The organism is Bradyrhizobium sp. Kon69, from assembly GCF_055807515.1.
In genome coordinates this window covers 106,116-130,016 of the sequence record NZ_JBVVOS010000014.1, presented here as the reverse complement: position 1 = coordinate 130,016, position 23,901 = coordinate 106,116, and the positions used below count along the sequence as shown (strand labels likewise).

The following is a 23,901-nucleotide window of genomic DNA, read 5'->3' as shown; positions in this document are numbered from 1 at the left end:
GTCCAACAGTCGCGTAGGGTGGGCAAAGGCGCTCTTGCGCCGTGCCCACCATCGTGCCTCGGGGATACAGATTTGGTGGGCACGCTTCGCTTTGCCCACCCTACGGTGCCTTGAATGACGCGATGGCCGGGGCTAGATTTGACGAGTCAGTCCCCGTCTTGACCGGTCGAGCCATGCGACGACAGTCCGAGACATTGCTGCTGGTGCCGCTGCTGCCGATCTTCCTGCTCGGCATGTTTCCGATGTTCCTGATCGCGCTGCTGGGATTTTTCGGCCTCGCCTTGTTCGGCGTGCTCGTGGTCTGCGTCGGGCTCGCCAGCAGCAACGAGGCCCATGACAGCTTCAATCACGACGTCATCGTTCACGGCTACGCGCGCGGATCGGAGCGCGCGGCGCGGGCCTCCGACATGCATATCGCGACCCGGCTCGGGCTGCGCCTGGAGGTCGTGGGCGCGGCCATGGTCATTACGGCGGCGATCGGCCTTTGTTACGCCGGCTGATCTGCGTGGCGCGCAGATACCGCCCGGCAAACTCGCCGGTTGCCCTCCCCGATAAGGTTCAGGCAAGACAAGGCCGCTTGCGGACATGTTGCTGCTTCCACTCTCGGCCAACAACACAGGGGAGATGCCCGATGCTCAAATTCTATTTCAACGGTTCGCCGAACCCAACCAAGGTCGCGCTTTATCTCGAAGAGTCCGGCCTGCCCTTCGAGCCGGTGAAGATCGACACCCGCAAGGGCGAGCAGTTCACGCCGGACTATCTGAAGATCAATCCGAACGGCAAGGTGCCGGCGATCGACGACAACGGCACCATCGTGTTCGATTCCAATGCCATCCTGCTCTATCTCGCCGAGAAGTCCGGTAAATTCCTGCCCGCCGCCAATGTACGCGGCGAGATGCTGTCATGGCTGATGTTCATCGCCACCGGCGTCGGGCCGTATTCGGGTCAGGCCGTGCACTTCAAGCATTTTGCGCCGAAGGACCAGAACCACGACTACGCGCATAACCGCTACCAGTTCGAGACCGATCGTCACTACAAGATTCTCGACGGTCACCTCGAAGGCCGCCGCTACATGGTCGGCGACGGCTATTCGATCGTCGACATGGCGTTGTGGGGTTGGGCACGGATGGTGCCGTTCAAGCTCGGCGACGACGCCTTCGCGCGATATCCGAACGTGAAGCGGCTGGTGGACGAGATCTCGGCGCGGCCCGCGGCGGCGCGCGCGATTGCTCTGAAGGACAAGTTCACCTTCAAGGCGGAGATGGACGACGAGGCCCGCAGCAACATGTTCAAGCACATGACGACGAAAGTCGCCTGATCGCGTCAGGTCACAACGCGAGGCCACGCGCATGCGCGTGGCCTTTTGCTTTTGAGGCTCAGGCGGCGTGGACCGAGCTCAGGAAGTTGGCGACTTCCTGCTTCAAGCGATTGCTGTCGGCCGACAGCGAGCGTGCCGCCGAGAGCACCTGCGAAGAAGCCGAGCCGGTCTCGGACGCCCCGCGCTGCACGTCGCCGATGTTGGACGACACGAGCTGCGTGCCCTGGGCCGCCTGCTGGACGTTGCGGGAGATCTCCTGCGTCGCCGCACCCTGCTCCTCCACGGCGGCGGCGACCGTCGACGAGATCTCCGACAGCCGCTCGATGGTGCCGCTGATCTCCCTGATCGAGCCGACCGATTCCTCCGTCGCGGCCTGGATGCCCGAGACCTGCTGGGCGATCTCACCGGTGGCCCTCGCGGTCTGCTCGGCAAGCGCCTTGACCTCCGAGGCGACCACGGCAAAGCCGCGGCCGGCTTCACCCGCGCGCGCCGCCTCGATGGTGGCGTTCAGCGCCAGGAGGTTGGTCTGGCCGGCGATGGTGCTGATCAGCTCGACCACGTCGCCGATGCGGGCCGCAGCCTTGGAGAGCTCGCTGACGCGCGCGTTGGTCTTGCTCACCTGACCGACGGCTTCGCCCGCGATGCGCGCCGATTCCTGCACCTGGCGCGCGATCTCCGATACCGAGGAGGACAACTCCTCGGTCGCGGAAGCGACCGCCTGCACATTGGCCGAGGCTTCCTGGGAGGCGGATTGCACCTCGGTGGAGAGATCCTGAGCGCGCCTCGCGGTCGCGGTCAGGGTGCCGGCCGAGCCCTCGAGCTCGTGCGATGCCGAGGATACGGTATCGACGATCTCGCCCACCGCCTGCTCGAACTGGCTGGCGAGCCGGGCCATGTCGGCCTTGCGGCCCTCGGCCTGCCGGGCCTCGGTTGCGGTCTGCTCATGGCGCAGCCTTTCGGTCTCGATCATGTTGGTCTTGAAGACGTCGATCGCCTTGGCCATGTCGCCGATCTCGTCGGCCTTGCCGCGCGAGGGGATCTCGACGGCGAGATTGCCCCCGGCAAGCAGCCCCATTGCGCGCGTCATCGAGGTCAGCGGCCCCACGATGCTGCGGGCGGTCAGGAAGGCGACGATCAGTCCGAACAGGACGGCGAGGCCGCCCGCGATCGCCTGGAGCGAGGTCGTGCCGTCGATCACAGCATCGGCCGCGGTGCGCGAATCCCTGTAATCCGTCTTCAAGGCCGTTTCCGTGACCTTGAGCTTGGCGATGCTCGCGGAGATGAGCGGTGCGAGATCCTTGTGGTAGATCTCGTCGGACCGCAACATCGCGGCAGAGGTCGTTTCGAACGCGGATTTGTAGATTCCGAGGGCGGTCTTCACGGGCGTCAGAGACGAGCGAAGGTCCGCCGCCTGCGGGCTCCTTTCGACGGCTGCCAGCCGCTGCACCGCCCTGTCGACATTGGTTCTGAAGGCGGTGGGCCCGTTGGTGTCGCGCAGAGCGAGGAAGCGCCAGTTCGCGATTCGAACCAGCAGGACCCGGGACTCGAGGTCCGCGACGAGCGACACCGTGTCGTCGTCGGCGGCGGCGCGGGCCACGTCGACCAGCTTGGCCATCTTGACCGTCAGCTCCTCGCCACTCGGTAACAGCGTCGCCTTGCCGGTCCGCGCCTCGTTGACGGCGTCGCCGAGACTGTCGCGCAGGCTTTTCATTTTCGCGATGTCGGCGATCAGATCGTTGTAGAGCTTCCGCCGCTCCTCCGAGAGGGTGCCCTTTGCTCCGAGCTGCAACAGCCCGGTCGCCGCGGTCTCTCGCTCGGCAGCCTCCCGCATCGCAGGCTCGTTGGCGTCGTAAATGTAGCGCAGATTGGCCCGCTGGATGGCCTGAAGATGGGTCGATATCTCCAGGATACGCGCCGTGCTGTCCGACAACGCGGAGAGTTTTGCGACCTGATCCTGGACGGACCGCAAATTCCAGATGGCGACCACCGCCATCACAAGACCAACCGCCACCAAGGCCATGAAACCCGCGTACAGGCGTCCCCTGATCCGCAAACGAAACTTCGGCATTCCCACTGTCCACTCAGAAGCATGTCAATTCGGGCGGACGAACAACTCCGGCGATTTGTCGGGCCACCCCGGCAGCCGCGGGTCGCGTTGTTCGCGAACCACGCTGCACTGCGACACAATGGGGGACACTCGTTAATTGAACCTTCAAATTTTTCGCGCGCGCATGCATCAGACGGCACAACATCTGCTGATTTTATCGGCAGGTGAGCAAGGTATTGGCGCGAAGTCCGCAGCGCCGTGCATGCCGCTGCAGCCTGTCCGCCTGCGCCACCGACACGATCATCGCCGACCGCGGCGGATAGCACCGGTCGGCGGACGCGACGCCGCTCAATCCGCTCAGCTCGCGGCCCTCACGGCCGTTTGCGGAAACGGGCCGAGGGCCTTCTCGGTCAGCACCGAGTCGCAATATTCGCGGATCTCCTTGATCTTGCCGTCCTCGAGCCGAAACACGAGACAATAGTCGTTGTCGTAGCGCACGCCCTCGGGCGTGACGTTGTCGCCCTTCGCTTCGACGACGACGACATCGCCGTCGGCGATGAAGCGCTGGGCGACCGTCCGTGTCCGGTCGACAAGGCGGGTCCGCACATAGGCGTGCAGATCGTTGAGGATCGCCTGTTTGCCCGAAAAGGTGCGCGACCAGGAGTATTGGCCGGTCACGATCCATTTGGCGTCGTCGGCAAGACTTTCGGTGAACAAGCCGCGGTCGCGCGCAGCCGGATCGGGGCTGGCGGCGGCGGCAAAGATATCCTGCATCAGTTTCTTGTTGGCGCTCGCGCTCATGGCGGCATCTCCTTTGGTGAGAACACCGAAATCATCGCCGCCCACTCGAAATTCTTCAAATCGATAGTAGGTATGATATCTATTCGCCTCATGAATTTGAATTCGCTCGACCTCAATCTCCTGACCGCGCTCGACGCACTGCTGCGCGAGGCCAGCGTCAGCCGCGCCGCTTTGCGGATCGGGCTGTCGCAGCCGGCGGCGAGTCATGCGCTCCAGCGTTTGCGCGACATCCTTCGCGATCCGCTCTTGGTACGCACAGGCGCGCGGATGGAGCTGACGCCGCGAGCGCAAGCCTTGCGTGCGCCGCTGGCGCAGGCGCTCGACCAGGTGCGCGGGCTGTTCGTATCGGACGAATTCGATGCGGCGCGTAGCGAGCGGCAATTCCGACTGATGATGCCGGATCTCGCGGTCGAGCTGTTGATGCCGCCCTTGATGCAAAAGGTGACGCAGGCTGCCCCCAACGTCCGCATCGACGTGGTGCCGTGGCGGGGACCGGCGATCTTCCACGCCGAGTTCGCCCGCACCATCGATCTCGTGATCTCGATCGGCAACGCCTTCAAGGGCTTTCACCGCCAGCTGCTCTACACCGACAGCGACGCGCTGGCGGTGCGGCGCGGCCATCCCATGGCTGCGAAGCTCAAACGGCGCGAGACGTTCCTGACCGCACGCCATGTCGGCGTGATCATCCGCGGCCAGCCGGAGGACTTAATCGACACCTGGCTGCGCACCAAGGGCATCGACCGGCACATCACTCTCGTCGTCCCGGGCTATCTCGAAGCTCTGCACGTCGCCGCCCGCACCGACCTCGTCGCCTTCGTGCCGCGCCGGCTGATCGGGGCGCTGTCCAAGCAGCTCGGCCTCGTCACGGTGACGCCGCCGCTCGACCCCGGCATCGACGAGCAGTTCATGTTCTACCCGACCCGCGCGCAGATGGATCCGGGCTCGATCTGGCTCAGGCGGCTGATGCTGGAGACGGGACGGGAATTGGAAAAGCCGAAGGCTTCGTAGAGTGGGCAAAGCGACTTGTCCCCCATAGCTCGAAGAGCGAAGGCGGAAGCGTGCCCACCACTTCCTTATGGCTTGGAAAGATGGTGGGCACGGCGCTTGGCGCCTTTGCCCACCCTCCAAGAGCCCTACGCCTTCTGCGCGTCCATCACCTTGCGCACGGCAGGGCGATCGGACATGCGCTTGAAATGATCGGCGATCTTCGGCGTCGCGTTGATGTCGACGCTATCACCTTCGAGCCAGGTCGACAGGGTGTAGAGATAAGGATCACAGATCGTGAACTGCTCGCCCATCACCCAGGGCCCCTTGTACATCTTCTGCTCGATCAGGGCGAAGCAGGCGCCCATGGTCTTTGGGATCATCGCCTTCATGTCGGCGAACGAGCTCTCTTCGCTCGCCCAGCGTGCGCCGCGCATCTTGTGGGCATGGTTGATGTGCACGGTCGAGCAGAGGTAGGAGTTGAACGACTGTACCTGGGCGAAGTCGAAGGGATCGTCGAGCGGCGCGAGCTTGGCCTTGGGGAAGGTCTGCGCGAGATAGGCCAGCATCGCCGGGGTCTCGGTCAGGACGCCACGATCGGTCACCAGCGCGGGCACGCGGCCTTTCGGGTTGATCGCGAGGTACTCCGCGCTGTTCTGCTGGTTGGTCTTGAAGCTCAGCCGCTCAGCCGCGTAGTCGGCGCCGGCTTCTTCCAGGGTGATGTAGGTGGCGAGCGCGCAGGTGCCGGTGGCGTAGTAGAGCTTGAGCATGTCGGACCTCATGGGAAAGCCGGAAGGTAACGGCTGCGGGCCCCGAGGTCCATAGCACGAACTTCTCTTCGCAGTTGCTCACCGGCGCCCGGCTGTGCCAAGACGCCCGAGTTGGAGGGGCTCCCATGACCGTACTCATCGCCGGCGGCGGCATCGGCGGGCTGACGCTTGCGCTCAGTCTGCACGGAATCGGCATTCCCGTGAAAGTGTTCGAGAGCGTCGCCGAGCTGCGGCCGCTCGGTGTCGGCATCAACGTGCTGCCGCACGCGGTGCGCGAGCTGATTGAGCTCGGCCTGATGGACAAGCTCGATGCCAGCGGCGTGCGCACCCGCGAGTTGGCCTATTTCTCCAAGCACGGCAAGCCGATCTGGAGCGAGCCGCGCGGACTGGAGGCCGGCTATAAATGGCCGCAATTCTCGATCCATCGCGGCACGCTCCAGCAGCTCCTGCTCGACACCGTGGTCGAGCGCCTCGGTCGCGACAACATCCTCACCAGCCATCATCTGACCGGCTGGAGCGAAACCGCAGACGGCGTACGCGCCGATTTCATCGACAAGGCCACCGGCAAGACCGCGGGGACTTACGACGGCACGATCCTGATCGCCGCCGACGGCATCCATTCCGCCGCCCGAGAAAAACTCTATCCCGACGAAGGCCCGCCGATCTGGAACGGCCGCATCCTCTGGCGCGGTGTCACGCCTGCAAAAGCCTTCCTCAGCGGCCGCACCATGATCATGGCCGGCCACGAGATCCTGAAATTCGTCTGCTATCCGATCTCGAAGGAACCGGACGCCGCGGGCAACCATCTGATCAACTGGGTTGCCGAGCGCCACATGCCGCCGACCTATCAATGGCGGCGCGAGGACTATAACCGCACCGCCCGGCTGGAAGAGTTTTTGCCCTGGTTCGAGAGCTGGCAGTTCGACTGGCTCGACGTGCCCCGCCTGATCAAGAACTGCCCGCACGCCTATGAATATCCGCTGGTCGATCGCGATCCGGTGTCACAATGGACTTTCGGCCGCGTCACGCTGATGGGCGACGCCGCACATCCGATGTACCCGATCGGCTCCAACGGTGCCTCGCAGGCGATCCTCGATGCGCGCACCATCACCCGCGAGATCCTGGCGCACGGCCCGAGGCAAGCGGCCCTGCTGGCCTATGAGGCCGAGCGGCGGCCCGCAACCACCAGTCTCGTCCTGCTCAACCGCAAGAACGGCCCCGAGCAGGTGATGCAGCTCGTCGAAGAGCGCGCGCCCGACGGCTACAAGGTGGTCACCGACGTGCTGTCGCAACAGGAGCTCGAAGATGTTGCCGCCAACTACAAGCGCGTCGCCGGCTTCCAGGTCGAAGCGCTGAATGCGAAGCCGCCGATCGTGAGCAAGGACGCGCGCGCGAAGGTGTGAGGGTTTGGCAGAGCATTCGCCGCGAACTCCTCTTCACCTCGCCCCGCTTGCGGGGAGAGGTCGGATTGCATCGAAGATGCAATCCGGGTGAGGGGGTACAGGTCTCACGGAGAGCTCACTCGCGGAGAGGCCCCTCACCCCACCCTCTCCCCGTAAGAACGGGGCGAGGGAGTGAGAGCGCGTTGCCCGCCTTACTTCACCACCCTCGCCGCTTCGAGCAGCCGCTCGCTCGCGCTTGCCGTCGCCAGCAGCGTTCCGTCTTCCGCCGTCAGCTTTGCCTCGACGAACGCAATCGTCCTGCCGAGCTGCGTCACCTTGGCCTCGCCGATGATCGGTCCGGGCTTTGCGGGCGCCAGGAAATTCACGGTCATGCTGATGGTCGTGGTGTAGAGCCGGCCCTCGCTCATCACCAGCACGGCGGGGCCCATCGTGTCGTCGAGCATGGCCGAGAGCATGCCACCCTGGATGAAGCCGGCCGGATTGCAGAACTCCGGCTTGCCGTCGAAGGCGAGCTTGATCCAGCCTTCCCCGGGGCGGGCATCGAGCAGGCGCCACCCCAATAGCTCAGCACAGGGCGGCCTGGGAAAGTTGTCCAGGGCGGTCTTGATCATGCGAGCCTCCGTTGCCGACCACAGCTAACGCAGGCCTGCTGCCAGCATGTTGTCAGCAGGATGGGCTGCTAGGGGTCCAATCCATGCGCAATCACCTTGCGCATGACGTTGGGCAATGCTTCGTCGGCGAGTGTGGCGATGGGCACCCAGCGCATGCCCGCGGGTGCCCGCGTCCGCGCTTCGGCCCTCGCCGTGTAGACCACCAGCTCCAGCGGAAAATGCGTGAAGACGTGGGTAACCACGCCGATCTTGCGCTGCCAGCGCGACAGCCCCTTCAGCTCGGGTGCCTGCTGTTTTGCCTTGGCATCGTCCTGCCCGGCCAGCCAATCCGATCCCGGTACCTCGGTCATGCCGCCGAGCAGACCCTTTTCGGGACGGCTGCGGACGAGAAGCTCGTCGCCGCGCGTGACAACGAAGGCGGCGCCGCGCCGTAGCGCGCCGCTCTTCTTCGGCGCCTTGCGCGGAAACGTTTCCTGCGTTCCCAGCGCGCGCGCCGTGCAGTCCTCGTTCAGCGGGCATAACGAGCAGGCCGGCTTTTTCGGCGTGCAGATCGAGGCCCCCAGATCCATCAGCGCCTGTGCGCTATCACCGGCGCGAGAATCGGCGAGTAGCGTCGCAGCCAACTCCTGAATCAGCGGCTTGGCCTGCGGGAGCTCTTCTTCAACTGCAAAGAGCCGCGAGACCACGCGTTCGATATTGCCGTCGACCGGCATGGTGCGGCGGTCGAACGCGATCGCCGCGATCGCTGCCGCCGTATAGGGCCCGATGCCCGGCAGCGCACGCAGGCCCACTTCGGTGTCGGGAAAGGCGCCTCCGTGCCCGCGCGTCACCGCGACCGCGCAGGCATGGAGATTACGGGCACGAGAATAATAGCCGAGCCCGGCCCACATCCGCAGCACGTCGTCTTGCGAGGCCCGTCCGAGCGCGGTGACATCAGGCCAGCGCGCGACGAATCTTTCGAAATAGGGCCCGACCGCCTTCACCGTGGTCTGCTGCAGCATGATCTCGGACAGCCAGACGCGGTAAGGATCGGATGCCTCGCCGGGCGCAGCGCGCCAGGGCAATCGGCGGCGGTGGCGATCGTACCAATCGAGCAGCGCGAGCGGGCGCGACGAGGTCTCCGGCGGAACTGGTTCCGATTTCGCCTTGAGGGCGGATTTGGGGCTCATGTTCGCATTGTAGCGGCAATGAACCGATCTCTCCACGTCGTGCCCACGCTGGTCGCGGGCATCCACGTTTTTCTTCGCGGCGAAGAGCCTGTGGCCGACGCGCCGGAGTGCTATAAGGTCCCATGTCCAAGCTTCGCCCCATGAAACCCGGTCCTATCAGCGCCAAGCCGTTGTCGCTCCTGCTCAACGACGTCTTCGCCGAGGCCTATGCCAAGCAGGGTTTTGCCGCGCGCGAACTGGTGACGCGATGGGCGCAGATTGCCGGGCCGGAGATCGCGGCCCATGCCGAGCCGCTCAAGATGCAATGGCCGCGGCCGGTCGAGGGCCAGCCGCAGGAGCCGGCCACGCTGGTGCTGCGAGTCGAGGGGCCGATGGCGCTGGAGATCCAGCACTCCGCCGATGTGATCCTGCAGCGGGTCAACCGCTTCTTCGGCTGGAGCGCGGTCGGCAAGCTGGCCTTCCGCCAGGCCCCTCTGTCGCGCGCCCGGCGGCCAACCCGACCCGGCCCGCCGGACGCCAAATCGGTGGCCGAGGTGGCTGAGCGCCTGGGCGACATCGAAGATGAACAATTGAAGTCGGCGCTGGCGCGCCTCGGGGCCGCCATCAAGCGAAATTGAGCCTTATTCTGCGGCCAAACTGGACCTCTCCTTGCCGCTCGCCATTGCCTCAAGCGACGTTTCAAGCTAGCGACAGGCCGTCTGAATGGGAATTTCGGGCGAGACCACGCCAATCCGGGAGCCGACCTTGATCATCACCCGCCGCGCCTTCACCTCGATGCTGTCGCTGACCGGGCTTGCCGCACTCGCCGGGTTCTCGCCACTGCGGTTCATCTCCGATGCCATGATCCCTGAAGCCATGGCGCAGGCGGCGGCTGGCGACGTGGCCAAGCCGGTGTCGCTTCCCGACATGGCGCTGGGCCCGAAGGACGCCGCCGTCACCATCACCGAATACGCCTCGATGACCTGCCCGCATTGCGCGGCCTTCAATGAGCAAGTGTTTCCCAAGATCAAGTCGGAATACATCGACACCGGCAAGGTGCGTTACGTCTTCCGCGAGTTCCCGCTCGACATCAAAGCCGCCGCCGGCTCGATGCTGTCGCGCTGCATCGCCAATGGCGATGCGCCGAAATACTTTGCCGTCACCGACATGCTGTTCCGCCAGCAGAACGACTGGGTGATGAAGAACACCACGGAGACCCTGACCCGGATCGGCAAGCAGGCCGGTCTCACCCAGCAGCAGGTCGAGGCCTGCCTGAAGGACCAGGCGCTGCTCGACAAGATCGCCGCCGACCAGAAATATGCCAGCGACGTTCTGAAGGTCGATTCGACGCCGACGTTCTTCGTCAACGGCGAGAAGATCAAGGGCGAGACCTCGTTCGAGGAATTCGCCAAGAAGATCAATCCGCTGCTGAAGAGCTGATTCGCTCGTCAAGATTCTGATTCGCATCTCGATAACCGTATCTTTCCCGGCATAAATCCCTTGGGAAAAGCGGCTTTCGCCGGTTGCCCTCGCGGCGCACCGCGGCCATTGTCCAGCCGCATGAGGCGCCTCGCGCGACTCGCCCGGATAGCGACATTGCCTTCCATGGTATTGTCCCGGCAGGGGGATTCGCGCCTGCCAACAGAGATGCGTGCTTATGAAAATCACCCGCCTGCGCCTTCACGGCTTCAAGTCCTTCGTTGAGGCCACCGACTTCGTCATCGAGCCCGGCCTGACCGGCGTGGTCGGCCCCAACGGCTGCGGCAAGTCGAATCTCGTCGAGGCGCTGCGCTGGGCGATGGGCGAGACCTCGTACAAGTCGCTGCGCGCCGCCGACATGGACGCGGTGATCTTCGCCGGCTCCGGCAATCGTCCGGCACGCAACCACGCCGAAGTGACGATGACGATCGACAATTCCGATCGCACCGCGCCGGCGGCAATGAACGACAGCCAGCTGCTGGAAATTTCCCGCCGCATCGAGCGCGAGGCCGGTTCGGTCTATCGCATCAACGGCCGCGACGTGCGTGCCCGCGACGTGCAGATTCTGTTCGCCGACGCCGCCACCGGCGCGCGCTCCCCCGCCCTCGTCCACCAGGGCAAGATCGGCGAGATCATTCAGGCCAAGCCCGAGCAGCGCCGCCGCGTGCTGGAAGACGCCGCCGGGGTCGCCGGCCTGCACGCCCGCCGCCACGAAGCCGAGCTGCGGCTCAAGGCGGCCGAAACCAATCTCACCCGCGTCGAGGACGTGATCGGCCAGCTCGCGGGGCAAATGGAAGGCCTCAAGAAGCAGGCCCGCCAGGCCGTGCGCTATCGCGAGGTCGCGGCCAAGGTCCGCAAGGCGGAAGCCACCCTGTTCCACCTGCGCTGGATCGGCGCCCATGCCGACGTCAACGAGTCCGGCCACACCCACGATCTCGCGGTCCGCGAGATGGCCGAGCGGACCCAGCACCAGGCCGAGGCCGCCCGCATCCAGGCGATCCGCGCTGCCGAAATGCCGGCGCTGCGCGATGCCGAAGCCCGCGCCGCGGCGGGGCTGCAGCGCCTGACCAACGCCCGCGAGCTGCTCGATCGCGAGGAAGAGCGCGCCAAGGAGCGCGTCGCGGAGCTCGAGCGGCGCCTCGCCCAGTTCGAAGGCGATATCTCGCGTGCCCAGCAGCAGACCATGGACGCCGATGTCGCGCTGCAGCGCCTCGACGCGGAAGATGCCGAGCTGAAGGAAGAGATCAAGTCGCGCGTCGAGAAGCGCTCCGGCGTCGACGAGCGCGTCGCCGAAGCCGAGGCGGTGCTGACCGAAACCGAGCAGCAGTTCGCCGAGCTCACCACCGCGCTCGCCGACCTCACCGCCAAGCGCAATCAACTCGAAGCCAACGTTCGAACCCACCGCGACAAGCTCGCCCGGCTCGACCAGGAGATTTCGAACGTCGCGGCGGAAGAGCAGAAGCTCACCGAGGCGACCGGCGGCTTCGGCGATCTCGACGAGCTGACCGCGACGGTCGAGAACGCCGAGCAGACGCTGGCGGCCTCGGAAGCCGCGGCTCAAGCCAGCGAAGCCGCGCACGTCGCCGCACGGCAGACGCTGGAATCCTCGCGCTCGCCGCTGGTCGAAGCCGACAAGCGCGTGCAGCGGCTCGACACCGAGGCGCGCACGATCTCCAAGATCCTCAACGGCGAGACCAAGAATCTGTGGCCGCCGATCATCGACGGCATCACCGTCGACAAGGGATTCGAAAAGGCGATCGGCGCAGCCCTTGGCGACGATCTCGACGCGCCGGTCGATCCGTCCGCACCGATGCGCTGGACCAATGCCGGCGTCACCGACGGCGATCCGGCACTGCCCGAAGGCGTCGTGCCGCTCGCCAGCCACGTGCAGGCCCCGGCCGAGCTGACCCGCCGCCTGGCGCAGATCGGCGTGGTGCCGCGCGAACGCGGCGCCGAGCTGGTCTCGCAGCTCAAGACCGGCCAGCGGCTGGTGTCGCCCGAAGGCGACGTCTGGCGCTGGGACGGTTTTGTCGCAGCCGCCCACGCGCCGACCGGCGCAGCACGGCGGCTTGCCGAGCGCGCCCGCCTCGTCGACATCGAGAACGACCTGGAGCAGGCGCGCATCGACGCGCAGATCAAGCGTCAGGCGCTGGAGAACGCCGAGGCCGAGCTGCAGATGGCCGCCAGCACCGAAGGTGCGAGCCGCGAAGCCTGGCGCGCCGCGCAGCGCGAGCTCAACGTCGCGCGCGAGCGCCATGCCACGGTCGAGCGCGAAATCAGCCGCCACGCCGCGCGCAAGGCGACGCTCTCGGAAGCGCACAGCCGCCTGGCCGCCGACCGTGCCGAGGCCGAAGCCGCCTACGAATACGCCGAAGCCGGGATCTCCGAGCTGCCGTCGAGCGAGGACACCGAAACCCGTCTCGCCGCCGTCCGCAGCGACATCGAAGGTCATCGCCGCATGGCCGCCCAGGTCCGCGCCGAGGCACAGGCGCTGGCGCGCGAAGCCGAGCTGGCCGACCGCCGCCTGCAGGCGATCCTCGCTGAACGCACCGAGTGGCAGAACCGCAAGGAGAGCGCCGCCTCGCACATCGACACCATTCAGGCCCGCATTGCCGAGCTTACGATCGAGCGCAGCGATCTCGAGAACGCGCCGGCGGTGTTCGCGGAGAAGCGCAGCGCGCTGATCACCGAGATCGAATACGCCGAGAACGACCGCCGCATGGCCGCTGACGCGCTGGCGACCGCGGAAAACGCGATGGCCGAGACCGATCGCGTCGCCAAGCTGACGCTGGAGGCGCTGTCGAGCTCGCGCGAGGCCACCGCCCGCGCCGAGGAGCGCATGGAAGGCGCGCGGCGCCGGCTCGAGGACATCGAGCGCGAGATCCGCGACATGCTGGAAGTCGAACCGCAGGCCGTTGCCGGCCTCGCCGAGATCGAACCCGGCGCGGAGCTGCCGCCACTGCACGATATCGAGGAAGACCTCGAAAAGATGCGCCGCGATCGCGAGCGACTGGGGGCGGTCAATTTGCGCGCCGAGGAAGAGCTGCGCGAGGTCGAGACCCAGCACAACGGTCTGGTCACCGAGCGCGACGACCTCGTCGAGGCCATCAAGCGGTTGCGCCAGGGCATCCAGAGCCTCAACAAGGAGGCGCGCGAGCGGCTGCTGACGTCGTTCGAGGTCGTCAACAACCACTTCAAGCGCCTGTTCGTCGAGCTGTTCGGCGGCGGTGAAGCCGCGCTGCATCTGATCGAGAGCGATGACCCTCTCGAAGCCGGCCTCGAAATCATCGCCAAGCCGCCGGGCAAGAAGCCGCAGACGCTCTCGCTGCTCTCCGGCGGTGAGCAGGCGTTGACCGCGATGGCGCTGATCTTCGCGGTGTTCCTCACCAATCCCTCGCCGATCTGCGTGCTGGACGAAGTCGACGCGCCGCTCGACGACCACAACGTCGAGCGCTATTGCAACCTGTTGCACGAGATGACCGCCTCGACCGACACGCGCTTCATCATCATCACCCACAACCCGATCACGATGGCGCGGATGAACCGCCTGTTCGGCGTCACCATGGCCGAACGCGGCGTCTCGCAGCTGGTGTCGGTGAACCTGCAAGAGGCGGTGGACATTCTCGACCAGAACGTGGCGTGAACCCGCGCCCGTCACGCACCCATTGACGTCGTCATCCGCGAAAGCGGATGATCAAACATGATCTCTCCGACGCTCCCCGCCGAACTGAAAGCGGCCCTCGACGGCAAGCTGCAGGGCTTTTCCCGCACCGACGCCGCGCAGCGATCGCAGAAAATCTCGACGACCTATCGCACAGGCGGCGGCTCCGGCACGATCAAGTCGGAGGCCGATGCGCTCGCCTATGCGCTCGCGCGCATGCCGGCGACCTACGCGGCGGTGGCGGCGAGCCTGAATGCGCTGACCGAGATCGCACCGGGCTTCGCTCCGGAAACATTGCTCGACGTCGGCGCAGGTCCGGGCACCGCGAGCTGGGCCGCGGCGGAGGCGTTTTCGTCGCTGCAGGATTTCACCCTGCTCGACGCCAACGACACGCTCAGCCGTCTCGCGCTCGACCTGGCGCGCGACAGCACGCGTCTGGCGGATTGCCGCTATCTGCCGGGCGATGCTGGCGCGAACCTCGCCGAGGTCTCGCAAGCCGATCTCGTCGTTGCGAGCTATGTCATCGGCGAGCTCAGTGAGGGCGATCAACGCAAGCTCGCGGAAACGATGTGGGCGAAAGCGCGCCACGCGCTGGTCGTGATCGAGCCCGGCACGCCTGCCGGCTACGCCCGCATCCTCGCTTTGCGCCAGCAACTGATCGCGGCGGGCGCCTATGTCGCCGCACCCTGCCCGCACGAAAAACCGTGTCCGCTGACGGCGCCCGACTGGTGCCATTTCTCCCAGCGCTTGCCGCGCTCGCAGGCTCACCGCCAGATCAAGGGCGCCGAGGTGCCGTTCGAGGACGAGCGATTCATCTACGTGGCGCTGACCCGTACGCCGCCCGCAACCCGCGCCGCGCGCGTGCTGGCGCCGCCGGATGTCGGCAAGGCCGAGATCACGGCCAAGCTCTGCACCGGGGAAGGCCTCGCGATCACGAAGGTGCCGCGCCGTGACAAGGCCGCCTATGCGAGCGCTCGGCGCTGGCGCTGGGGCGATGCCGCCATTGCCGAAAGTTAACCTCCTCCGGCTCTTTCACCTTGAACTCGGATAGTCCTTCATCCGACCAAATCCTACCTTCCCTCTGCGCCGGGGCTCTCGCTCCGCGCCAATTTGGTCTACCCTAGCGCCCGCCCTTCCCCCTTCAGGAGTTCTCCATGTCGACCGGCTGGATCGTCCTCGGCGTTATCGTCGTCCTCGTGTTCTTTGCCTTCGCCGCCTACAACCGGCTGGTGGCGCTGGGCCAACGCGTCGGCCAGGCCTTTGCCGACGTCGACGTGCAGCTCAAGCAGCGCCACGATCTGATCCCGAACCTGGTCGAGACGGTGAAGGGCTATGCCTCGCATGAGCGCGGCACGCTCGACGACGTCGTCAAGGCGCGCAATTCGGCGATGTCGGCGCAGGGACCGGCGCAAGTGTCCGCGGCCGAGACCCAGCTCTCCGGCGCGCTCGGCCGCCTGATCGCGCTGTCGGAGGCCTATCCCGACCTGAAGGCCAACGCCAATTTCCAGCAGCTCGCCAGCGAGCTGTCCGATCTCGAGAACAAGATCGCGGCCAGCCGCCGCTTCTTCAACAACGCGGTCCAGGAATACAACACCGGCATCCAGCAGATGCCCGCCGCTCTGTTCGCCGGCATGTTCGGCTTCACCAAAAAGGACTTCTTCGATCTCGGCGCCAGCCGCACCGAGGTCGAGGCCACGCCGCAGGTGAAGTTCTGAGTTGAGCCGATAGGCCGGCAGGGCATCGCGTCATGGCCGCGTATGGTCTCTACACGCACATCGCCTCGAACAAGTTTCGTTCGATGCTGCTGCTCGCCGGCCTGTTCGCGCTGGTCTATGTGCTGGTCTATGCCGGCGCGCTGATCGCCGAAGTCGTCATCAATGGCGACGAGACCGTGGTCCATTATCTGAGACGCGCCTTCTATGATCTGAAAGTCGCCGCACCGGTTGCGACCGTCGTGGCAGCGGCCTGGATCGTGATCGCCTATTTTTTCCACCAGTCGATGATCGATGCGGTGACCGGCGGCCACGACGTCACCCGGCAGGAGGAGCCGCGGCTCTACAATCTGCTCGAAAATCTCTGCATCTCGCGCGGCATCACGATGCCGAAGCTGAAGATCATGGAGAGCCCGGCGTTGAACGCGTTCGCGACCGGCCTCAATCCGCGGCAATATTCGGTCACCGTCACCACAGGTCTCCTCAATGCGCTTGATGACAAGGAGATCGAGGCGGTGCTGGGCCATGAGCTGACCCACATCAAGAACGGCGACGTGCAGCTCATGGTGGTCGCCGTCATCATCGCGGGTGTGGTCGGGTTCTTCGGCGAACTGTTCTTCCGCCTGTTCACGAATTTCAGCTGGGGTTCCGGCGGCTCGTGGTCGTCGGGCTCCTCCTCGTCGTCACGATCGTCCTCGTCGTCGAGCGACAGCAAGAGTTCGGGCGGCGGCGCGGTGGTCGTCATCATCATCGCGGTCGTGCTGATCGTGGTGGCCTGGCTGCTGTCGCAGGTGGTGAAGCTCGCGCTGTCGCGCTCGCGCGAATATCTCGCGGACGCGGGCTCCGTCGAGCTGACGAAAAACCCAGACGCCATGATCTCGGCCCTGCGCAAGATCGAGAACCGCGGCGAACTACCGGGCGCAACCTCGGCAGTGATGGAGCTCTGTGTGGACAATCCACGCGAGGGTTTTGCGGATTTGTTCGCGACCCACCCTTCGGTGCAGTCCCGGGTCGACGCACTGGTCAAGTTCGCCGGCGGCCATGATCCTGGCCCGCTGCCGCCTTCCGCCGACCAGACCGAGGAGGCCGAGGAGCCAGACACGCAAGCTGACCGGCGGGACGCTCCACCGCCGCTGCGCCAGGGTCCCAGGCAAGGTCCTTGGAACGACGCAGGCGGCGCAGCCAGCCCGCCGCCCGTGCCCGCACCCAGCTCAGCCGGAACCGCCAGCAGCAACCCGAGAGGTAATTCCTTGGGCAATCCCACAGGAAATCCTATGGGTCCTTGGGGCCGCCATTGAGCGTGATTTGATGCCATGCGCGGCGGGTTTCGTCGCGATTGGGAAAAACCTCGGGAATTGCCGTAACTGGGCCCTGCGGAATTGAATTATCCCTTGTTTCTGCCATGTTCGCGCCCAACAGCAGACTTGGGACATCTTTGCGACATCGATTTGGGGCCCGGCCGATTGCGACTTCGCGATCGGGGGCGCGCGTTAGGGGACAGCAATGGCAAAGCCGGCAGTGGTTGTGGTGGGCGCAGACAAGGGCGGGGTCGGCAAGACCACTGTGTCGCGCACCTTGCTCGATTATTTTTCCGCCAACAACGTGCCGACGCGCGCCTTCGACACCGAGTCGCCGCGCGGAACCCTGAAGCGCTTCCACCCCGACATCACCGAGATCGTCGACATGACGACGACGTCGGATCAGATGAAGATCTTCGATACGCTCAACGCGACGAGCCCGTCGGTCACCGTGATCGACGTCCGCGCCGGCCTGCTCTCGCCGGCGCTCGCCTCCTTGCGCGACATCGGTTTCCTCGACGCCGCCAAGGCCGGCCAGATCACCTTTGCCGTGTTCCACATCCTCGGACCCTCGATCGCCTCTCTGGACGAAATCGCCGAGACCGCGGGCTTCATGGGGGGTGCCAAATACTTCCTGGTGAAGAACTTCATCAACGATACCCAGTTCTTCCAGTGGGATCAGGCGACCTACCAATCGTATTTCAACCGCATCAAGGACGCGACCGAGCTGACCATCCCCAAGCTCAACGAAATGGCCTATGAGCAGGTCGAGGTGTCCTCCGTCCCGTTCCTGAAATTCGTCGCCAACAAGGGCATCAACGACGAGGCAGCGAACTATTCGTTCGTGCTGCGCGGCTATGTCCGGCATTGGCTTGCGAACGTCTGGAGCGAATTCGACCGGATCCGGCTGACCGATATCGTCGGCTCGACGAAATCCGGGAGCCGCAACAGCGAAAAATAGTTGCGCAAGCCGGGCGGATACGGCTGGATTGGTCGCCAAGTTCGACTGATATAGCTATCGATGCCCGCGACGCCCCTCTACATCATTTGCTCGCCCCGCCCGCAGGTCGGCAAGACCCTGCTGGCGCGGCTTTTGAGCGAATTTTTGCTGCTCAAGAACGGCAACGTCGTGGCTTTCGACGTCAACCTGAAGGAGCCGTCGCTGCTCGACTATCTGCCGAAGATCACGGAGACCGCCGACGTGATCGACACCTATGGCAAGATGCAGCTGATGGATCGCGTCATCGTCGATGACGGGGTTGCCAAGGTGATCGACCTCGGCTTCCACGCCTTTGACGAGTTCTTCAAGATGACCGAGGAGATCGGCCTGTTGAAAGAGGCGGCGCGCCGCCACGTCGCGCCGATGATCCTGTTCGTCGCCGACACCGACCGCGTCTCGGCTCGCGCCCACGAGATGCTGCGCGAACAGATCCCGCGGATCAATCTGATCACGGTGGACAACGAGCACATCGTGCGCGGCGAGCTGCCGGAAGCCATGGCCGGCGGCCGGCTGCTGCGCCTGCCGGCGCTGCCCGGCTTCCTGAAGACCTATATCGGCCGCCTGAACTTCTCCTTCACTGGCTATCTGCGCCAGGAGAAGGATGCCTCGACCGAGCTGCACCAGTGGACCCGGCGCAATTATCTCGCCTTCCGCGAGCTCGAGCTCAGCCTGATCCTGCAACGGTCCTAGGCGAGAATTTACCCGGGCGATATTCCTCGGCGTCCTGGCTCAGTGCCCCTCGAACGTCATCAGCGTGCGCACCGGCACGTCCATCGCGCGCAGCTTGGCGGCGCCGCCGAGATCCGGCAGATCGATGATGAAGCAGGCGGCGACCACATTGGCGCCGATCTGGCGCAGCAATTTCACCGCGCCTTCCGCGGTGCCGCCGGTGGCGATGAGGTCGTCGACCAGGATCACGCGCTCGCCCGGCTGGATGGCGTCGACATGCATCTCCATCTCGTCGATGCCGTATTCGAGGGAGTAAGCGATCCGCACGGTGGTGTGCGGCAGCTTGCCTTTTTTCCGGATCGGCACGAAGCCGGCCGAAACCTGGTGCGCCACCGCGCCGCCGATGATGAAGCCGCGCGCTTCCATGCCAGCGACCTTGTCGATCTTGTTGCCGGCCCAGGGATTGACGAGCTCGTCGACCGCGCGGCGGAACGCACGCGCATCCGCGAGCAGCGTGGTGATGTCGCGGAACAAGATCCCGGGTTTCGGGTAGTCCGGGATGGTGCGGACGCTCGCCTTCAGATCGTGGTCAAAAGTCATGGTGCCTCTCAATCAGCGCGCGCATCCAGGCGGAACGCGTTCTCGACAATTCGTAAGCCCACCTCGCCGCTGAGCGACATCAGCGATTCCGGATGGAATTGCACGCCGGCGACCGGCAGGGTCTTGTGCTCGAGCGCCATGGCGACGCCGTCCTCGGTGCTGGCGGTGACGGATAGCACCTCCGGCATGCTGTCGCGCTCGACATAGAGCGAGTGATAGCGGCCGATCACGATCTCGTTCGGCAGATTGCGCATCAGCCGCCCGCCGCGCACTTGAACCCGCGAGGGCCGGCCGTGGGCGGGATGCGTGAGCTGCCCGAGCTCGCCGCCGAAATACTCGCCGATCGCCTGGACGCCGAGGCATACGCCGAACACCGGCAGCTTGTTCTCCAGCGCCGCGTCGATGGTCTTCTTGATGCCGAAATCCTCGGGCCTGCCGGGCCCGGGCGACAGCACGAGCAAATCCCACCGCTTCTGCTTGAGCATGTCGAGCGCATGCACATGGCGAACCACGGTGACATCGGCGCCGACCTGGCGAAAATAATCGGCCAGCATATGCACAAAGCTGTCGTCATGGTCGATCAGCAGCACCCGCTTGCCGCTTCCGGTGGCATCGGGCGCGAAGGCCGACAGCGGCTTTGGCGGATCGCCGCGCAGCGCCTGGAACAGGGCCGCGGCCTTGACCTGGCATTCGCGGTCCTCGGCGGCGGGATCGGAGTCGAACAAACAGGTGGCGCCGACGCGCACTTCCGCGAGGCCCTCCTTCATCCGTATGGTGCGGATGGTGAGGCCGGTGTTGATGCTGCCGTCGAAATTCACCGCTCCGATCGCGCCGGCATACCAGCGGCGCGGCGAGCGCTCGTGATCCTCGACGAACTGCATCGCCCAGAGTTTTGGTGCGCCGGTGACGGTGACGGCCCAGGCATGCGTGAGGAACGCGTCAAGCGCATCGAAGCCGGGCCGCAGCATGCCTTCGACATGGTCGACGGTGTGGAAGAGTTTTGAATAGGTCTCGATCTGCCGGCGTGCCAGCACCTTGATCGTGCCGGGGACGCAGACGCGCGCCTTGTCGTTGCGGTCGACGTCGGTGCACATGTTGAGCTCGAACTCGTCCTTCTCGGAGTTCAGGAGCTGGCGGATCTGCTCGGCATCGCCGATCGCATCGGTACCGCGCGCGATCGTCCCCGAGATCGGGCAGGTCTCGACCCGGCGTCCGTCCGAGCGCACGAACATTTCCGGAGAGGCCGAGACGAGAAATTCGCCCTCGCCGAGATTCATCAGCGCGCCGTAGGGCGACGGATTGATGACACAGAGCCGCTGGAACACTTCAGCCGGCGAGCGGTCGCAGGGCTCGGCGAAGAGCTGCCCCGGCACCGCCTCGAACAGATCGCCACGCGCAAAGGCGGCGCGCGCGGTCTCGACCGTGGCCTGATATTCGCCGGGGGCGTGATCGGCAACGCCCTGGCGCGGTGTCTTGAGGTATGGGCTCTCGGCGGTCTCGTGCGGCAGGCCCGCGGTGGACTTGCCCTTCCACACGAAATCGTAAGTGAGCACGACGCCGCGGCCGGTCGCGCGGTCATAGGCGAGCAGGCGGTCGGGCACGTAGAGCACGACGTCGCGCTGGTCGCTCTCGCGCGCGCGCTTCTGCACGAGGTCCTCGATCTGGAACACGAGGTCGTAGGCGAAGGCGCCGAACAGGCCGAGCACGCCGTCGTCGTTGGCGGAGAACGCGGCGACGAGATCGCGCACCAGCGACATCACGCTGGCGCGCCGCGTGCGCTGGTCTTCGTCGATCGGGGCTTCGCCGCGAATGATATGACCGGCAAGGCGCGTGGGCGTCGTCTCGGAGATCACGACGCAGGGCTCGCGCAAGACGTCGGCGAGGAAGGCGATCAGCACCTCCCCGCGCGCGTTCAGTGCTTGCAGCTTGAAATTGACGCCGGTGGTCTCGAGCTTGAGCGGCGGATCGGAGAAGCCGAGGTCAAAACTCTCGTAGCGGCCGGGCACGGTCGTACCCGACGACAGCACCACGCCGCGGCGGCGGTCGAGCAGGCTGACGAGATCGTCGAGCCGGTTGGCGCCGCCGGAAAACTGTTCCGCCACGCGCGTAATCGCAAGCCCTGCACGGGTCACGTAGTCGCTTCGAGCCGGAAGGGCAAAGACGGTCCTGTTCATGGGGTCCTCTTACGAAACTTGTCGAGGGAACGCCACACAGGACAAACGATCGGGCCGCCGCACTGCGTGGGCGACCTCAGACGATTTTGGGAGAATAAATCGCACCGGCCACCTCTCAGGAGGTGCGCCACCAAAGACGGGATGGGCGGACGGCGGTGCTCATAGGCGGATACTCATCATGGCGCGGGGATGGCGTCAAGAGCGGCTGGCACGCCTCGACCGGCAAAATGGCGCAAATGGCGAGGGTTATGGCCGGTCTTGCAGGCTGTCGCGCCCCACGGCCGCGTCTGCGGCATGACGCTCGATTTCGTCTCGCATGACCGTGAGCACGAGTTCGCGTTCAGATCCGATGACCTGGGCGCGGTCGCCAAAGGTTTCGACCAAGACGCTGGTCTCACCTGTGACCGCACACCAAGTGGCTCGATCGTCGCTCACGCTCAAGGCCGTGATCACCGCGGTGGGACCCAGACTTAACTTCCGCAACAGCAGGTCGATCGCTTCGGCCGCAAAGTTTTTCTCGGCAATTCTCAAGAAATTCTGGATCGTGTCAGTCCCCACAGTCGACAGCCGCGCGCCCACTATCGTAGGGGGCTTCGTAAGTTCATAAAGTCGCCCACCCGCCTCGTCAAAGACGCATAGCCGCGAGCCCTTGTTGGTCCTTACGCCGAACGCCGTGCATTGCTGCCCCTCCACATCCGTGTCGAATCCTGGAAGCACCATGACCTTGAGCTCCGGGTCAGGCCTCACCGCCCCACAGGCCGCCGCGACCGTGATCTGCAAGTCGTCAGTCATCTGAAAGCTGATGTGGCGAACGCTTTGCCAGATCCGGCGGTGGGACAGATGTGGGTTAAGCTGCGCAAGCCGCTCGATTTCGGAAGCATACTGCTCCTGCGCGACGGCGTGCAATTCGGGCCAGCTCGCGATCCATCGGGCCGCGAGTGGTATCATTGGTTGCTCTCGTTCTACCGCATAGAAGCGCTTATCAAGCGCGCTGAGCGCCGCGGCGCGGTTTTCGAATCCGGTCTGCAGCGCAGCCTCGTCGGGATGTGCCTTTACCCAGGCGATCATCTCCTGCAAGATCTGGTGTTGCGCGCTCGCTCCCATCGCCTCCAATCCAGCGAGTGCATCGCCGGACGTCGTTGGGAGCATCGCGAGCCCTATGTTGCCGATGAACTGGCTGTGACCGCCGTTGCAGACCTGAGCGAGATACAAGTCGGCATGATAGGCCTGTATGGCCACGGCCGGGAGTTCACCTCTCGTGTAGACGCCGAAGTGCTGAATTTGGCTGACATAGTCGACCACAGCGCCGGTTAGATAGTCGGCCTTCTCGGGGTCCCGGGCCGCTTCCAGCGCTTTGCGCGGCACCACAATCTTGGTCAAGCGGCCATCCACAATCATCGTACTCTCCAGCAGTCGCTTGGCGAATGCCATGCGACTGCAGCCTATGATTGTAGTGACCGATTTTCAATCGGGATGCGTTGATCGCGGCGCGCCGCCGCCCAGCCTACCCGAGATGCTTCCGGAAAAACTCCGTCGCCCTGCCCCAGGCGAGCTCGGCGGCTTCGCGGTCGTGGACGGCCTGGCGCTGCTCGTTGACGAAGGCGTGCTCGGCGTCATAGCGGAACAGCTCGAGCGACTTGCCGGCGGCCTTCATGGCGTTTTCGAAGCCGCTGACCAGCTCCGGCGTGCACCAATCGTCCTTGTTGGCGAAATGGGCCTGGAGCGGGATCTTGACGTCGGCGGGCTTGGCCGCCTGCTCCGGCGGAATGCCGTAGAACACGACGCCGGCCGCGAGCTCCGGCACATGCACCGCGCCGATGATGGTGACGGCACCGCCGAGGCAGAAGCCTGTCAGCCCGACCTTGGCGCCGTTGCGCGACAGATATTGCGTGGCGCCGCGCACGGTCTGCGTGGTGGCGTCCATGAAATCGAGCGAGTTCATTTCTTTGCCGGCGGCGTCGGTGTCGTGATACGGCACCACCTTGCCCTTGTAGAGATCGGGCGCCAGCGCATCGAAACCGGCCAGCGCGAAGCGATCGCACAGGCCCTTGATCTGGTCTGACAGGCCCCACCATTCCTGGATGACCACCACGCCCGGCGCGTTGCCGCGCGCGGCATTGGCGAGATAGCCCGATGCGTCCTTGCCGTCCGGGCGCTTGAAGGTGATGGCGGTTCCCATGGTGTCCTCCGACGAGTTTTTGAGTTCGCGGCATTTTGGCGTTTGAG

General features: G+C 65.2%; 21 protein-coding genes. 12 read left to right on the top strand and 9 right to left on the bottom strand.

The window, feature by feature from the left end:
• Positions 1 to 173: 173 nt before the first annotated feature.
• Complete coding sequence (locus AC0L3U_RS19830) at positions 174 to 500, top strand: hypothetical protein (protein ID WP_456765584.1); 327 nt, start codon at positions 174 to 176, stop codon at positions 498 to 500.
• Positions 501 to 631: 131 nt separating this feature from the next.
• Positions 632 to 1,318 carry a glutathione S-transferase family protein gene (locus AC0L3U_RS19825; RefSeq protein ID WP_456765585.1) on the top strand — a complete coding sequence of 229 codons (687 nt, stop codon included), beginning with the start codon at positions 632 to 634 and terminating at the stop codon, positions 1,316 to 1,318.
• A 58-nt stretch (positions 1,319 to 1,376) separates the two neighbouring features.
• Here AC0L3U_RS19825 and AC0L3U_RS19820 read toward each other — a convergent pair whose 3' ends face one another.
• Positions 1,377 to 3,386 (bottom strand): HAMP domain-containing methyl-accepting chemotaxis protein, encoded by a 2,010-nt coding sequence (locus tag AC0L3U_RS19820; protein WP_473362882.1) that lies wholly within the window; start codon positions 3,384 to 3,386, stop codon positions 1,377 to 1,379.
• Between the two features lie 336 nt (positions 3,387 to 3,722).
• A complete protein-coding gene (locus AC0L3U_RS19815) occupies positions 3,723 to 4,166 on the bottom strand; it encodes a nuclear transport factor 2 family protein (RefSeq protein ID WP_473362881.1) in 444 nt (147 codons plus the stop codon).
• A gap of 90 nt (positions 4,167 to 4,256) precedes the next feature.
• On the opposite strand from AC0L3U_RS19815, the gene AC0L3U_RS19810 reads away from it, so the two are divergent.
• The gene (locus AC0L3U_RS19810; RefSeq protein ID WP_473362880.1) at positions 4,257 to 5,174 is read left to right on the top strand and encodes a LysR family transcriptional regulator; all 918 of its coding nucleotides are present in this window, start codon (positions 4,257 to 4,259) and stop codon (positions 5,172 to 5,174) included.
• Between the two features lie 125 nt (positions 5,175 to 5,299).
• Here AC0L3U_RS19810 and AC0L3U_RS19805 read toward each other — a convergent pair whose 3' ends face one another.
• Positions 5,300 to 5,920: a glutathione S-transferase family protein gene (locus AC0L3U_RS19805; protein ID WP_027568589.1), complete on the bottom strand. Its 621-nt coding sequence runs from the start codon at positions 5,918 to 5,920 to the stop codon at positions 5,300 to 5,302.
• Between the two features lie 125 nt (positions 5,921 to 6,045).
• Between AC0L3U_RS19805 and AC0L3U_RS19800 the strand changes: the two genes are divergently transcribed.
• The gene (locus AC0L3U_RS19800; protein WP_473362879.1) at positions 6,046 to 7,323 is read left to right on the top strand and encodes a flavin-dependent oxidoreductase; all 1,278 of its coding nucleotides are present in this window, start codon (positions 6,046 to 6,048) and stop codon (positions 7,321 to 7,323) included.
• Positions 7,324 to 7,514: 191 nt separating this feature from the next.
• On the opposite strand, the gene AC0L3U_RS19795 is transcribed toward AC0L3U_RS19800, so the two are convergent.
• Together AC0L3U_RS19795 and mutY are read right to left on the bottom strand one after the other, a co-directional pair.
• Positions 7,515 to 7,934, bottom strand: coding sequence for a PaaI family thioesterase (locus tag AC0L3U_RS19795; protein WP_473362878.1), 420 nt, complete (start codon positions 7,932 to 7,934; stop codon positions 7,515 to 7,517).
• 68 nt (positions 7,935 to 8,002) lie between these two features.
• Entirely contained in the window at positions 8,003 to 9,103 is a 1,101-nt protein-coding gene (gene mutY, locus AC0L3U_RS19790; RefSeq protein WP_473362877.1) for an A/G-specific adenine glycosylase, read from the bottom strand.
• Between the two features lie 122 nt (positions 9,104 to 9,225).
• On the opposite strand from mutY, the gene AC0L3U_RS19785 reads away from it, so the two are divergent.
• The 8 genes from AC0L3U_RS19785 (at position 9,226) to AC0L3U_RS19750 (ending at position 18,922) form a co-directional block, all read left to right on the top strand.
• Positions 9,226 to 9,720, top strand: coding sequence for a DUF721 domain-containing protein (locus AC0L3U_RS19785; RefSeq protein ID WP_106945134.1), 495 nt, complete (start codon positions 9,226 to 9,228; stop codon positions 9,718 to 9,720).
• A 127-nt stretch (positions 9,721 to 9,847) separates the two neighbouring features.
• Positions 9,848 to 10,522, top strand: coding sequence for a DsbA family protein (locus tag AC0L3U_RS19780; protein WP_456769691.1), 675 nt, complete (start codon positions 9,848 to 9,850; stop codon positions 10,520 to 10,522).
• 217 nt (positions 10,523 to 10,739) lie between these two features.
• A complete protein-coding gene (locus AC0L3U_RS19775) occupies positions 10,740 to 14,204 on the top strand; it encodes a chromosome segregation SMC family protein (protein WP_473362876.1) in 3,465 nt (1,154 codons plus the stop codon).
• A 57-nt stretch (positions 14,205 to 14,261) separates the two neighbouring features.
• Positions 14,262 to 15,239 carry a small ribosomal subunit Rsm22 family protein gene (locus AC0L3U_RS19770; protein WP_473294435.1) on the top strand — a complete coding sequence of 326 codons (978 nt, stop codon included), beginning with the start codon at positions 14,262 to 14,264 and terminating at the stop codon, positions 15,237 to 15,239.
• 137 nt (positions 15,240 to 15,376) lie between these two features.
• A complete protein-coding gene (locus tag AC0L3U_RS19765; RefSeq protein ID WP_456765595.1) occupies positions 15,377 to 15,937 on the top strand; it encodes a LemA family protein in 561 nt (186 codons plus the stop codon).
• 32 nt (positions 15,938 to 15,969) lie between these two features.
• Positions 15,970 to 17,232 carry a M48 family metallopeptidase gene (locus AC0L3U_RS19760; RefSeq protein WP_473362875.1) on the top strand — a complete coding sequence of 421 codons (1,263 nt, stop codon included), beginning with the start codon at positions 15,970 to 15,972 and terminating at the stop codon, positions 17,230 to 17,232.
• Between the two features lie 205 nt (positions 17,233 to 17,437).
• Positions 17,438 to 18,193 carry a P-loop NTPase family protein gene (locus tag AC0L3U_RS19755; RefSeq protein WP_027516412.1) on the top strand — a complete coding sequence of 252 codons (756 nt, stop codon included), beginning with the start codon at positions 17,438 to 17,440 and terminating at the stop codon, positions 18,191 to 18,193.
• Positions 18,194 to 18,253: 60 nt separating this feature from the next.
• A complete protein-coding gene (locus tag AC0L3U_RS19750; protein WP_247399875.1) occupies positions 18,254 to 18,922 on the top strand; it encodes a hypothetical protein in 669 nt (222 codons plus the stop codon).
• A gap of 39 nt (positions 18,923 to 18,961) precedes the next feature.
• On the opposite strand, the gene AC0L3U_RS19745 is transcribed toward AC0L3U_RS19750, so the two are convergent.
• The 4 genes from AC0L3U_RS19745 to AC0L3U_RS19730 form a co-directional block, all read right to left on the bottom strand.
• Positions 18,962 to 19,501: an adenine phosphoribosyltransferase gene (locus AC0L3U_RS19745; protein WP_007595035.1), complete on the bottom strand. Its 540-nt coding sequence runs from the start codon at positions 19,499 to 19,501 to the stop codon at positions 18,962 to 18,964.
• A gap of 8 nt (positions 19,502 to 19,509) precedes the next feature.
• Positions 19,510 to 21,675 carry an anthranilate synthase component I gene (locus AC0L3U_RS19740; protein ID WP_473362874.1) on the bottom strand — a complete coding sequence of 722 codons (2,166 nt, stop codon included), beginning with the start codon at positions 21,673 to 21,675 and terminating at the stop codon, positions 19,510 to 19,512.
• 246 nt (positions 21,676 to 21,921) lie between these two features.
• Positions 21,922 to 23,106 carry a DMP19 family protein gene (locus AC0L3U_RS19735; RefSeq protein WP_473362873.1) on the bottom strand — a complete coding sequence of 395 codons (1,185 nt, stop codon included), beginning with the start codon at positions 23,104 to 23,106 and terminating at the stop codon, positions 21,922 to 21,924.
• Positions 23,107 to 23,179: 73 nt separating this feature from the next.
• A complete protein-coding gene (locus tag AC0L3U_RS19730) occupies positions 23,180 to 23,854 on the bottom strand; it encodes a dienelactone hydrolase family protein (protein ID WP_473362872.1) in 675 nt (224 codons plus the stop codon).
• Between the last annotated feature and the right edge of the window lie 47 nt (positions 23,855 to 23,901).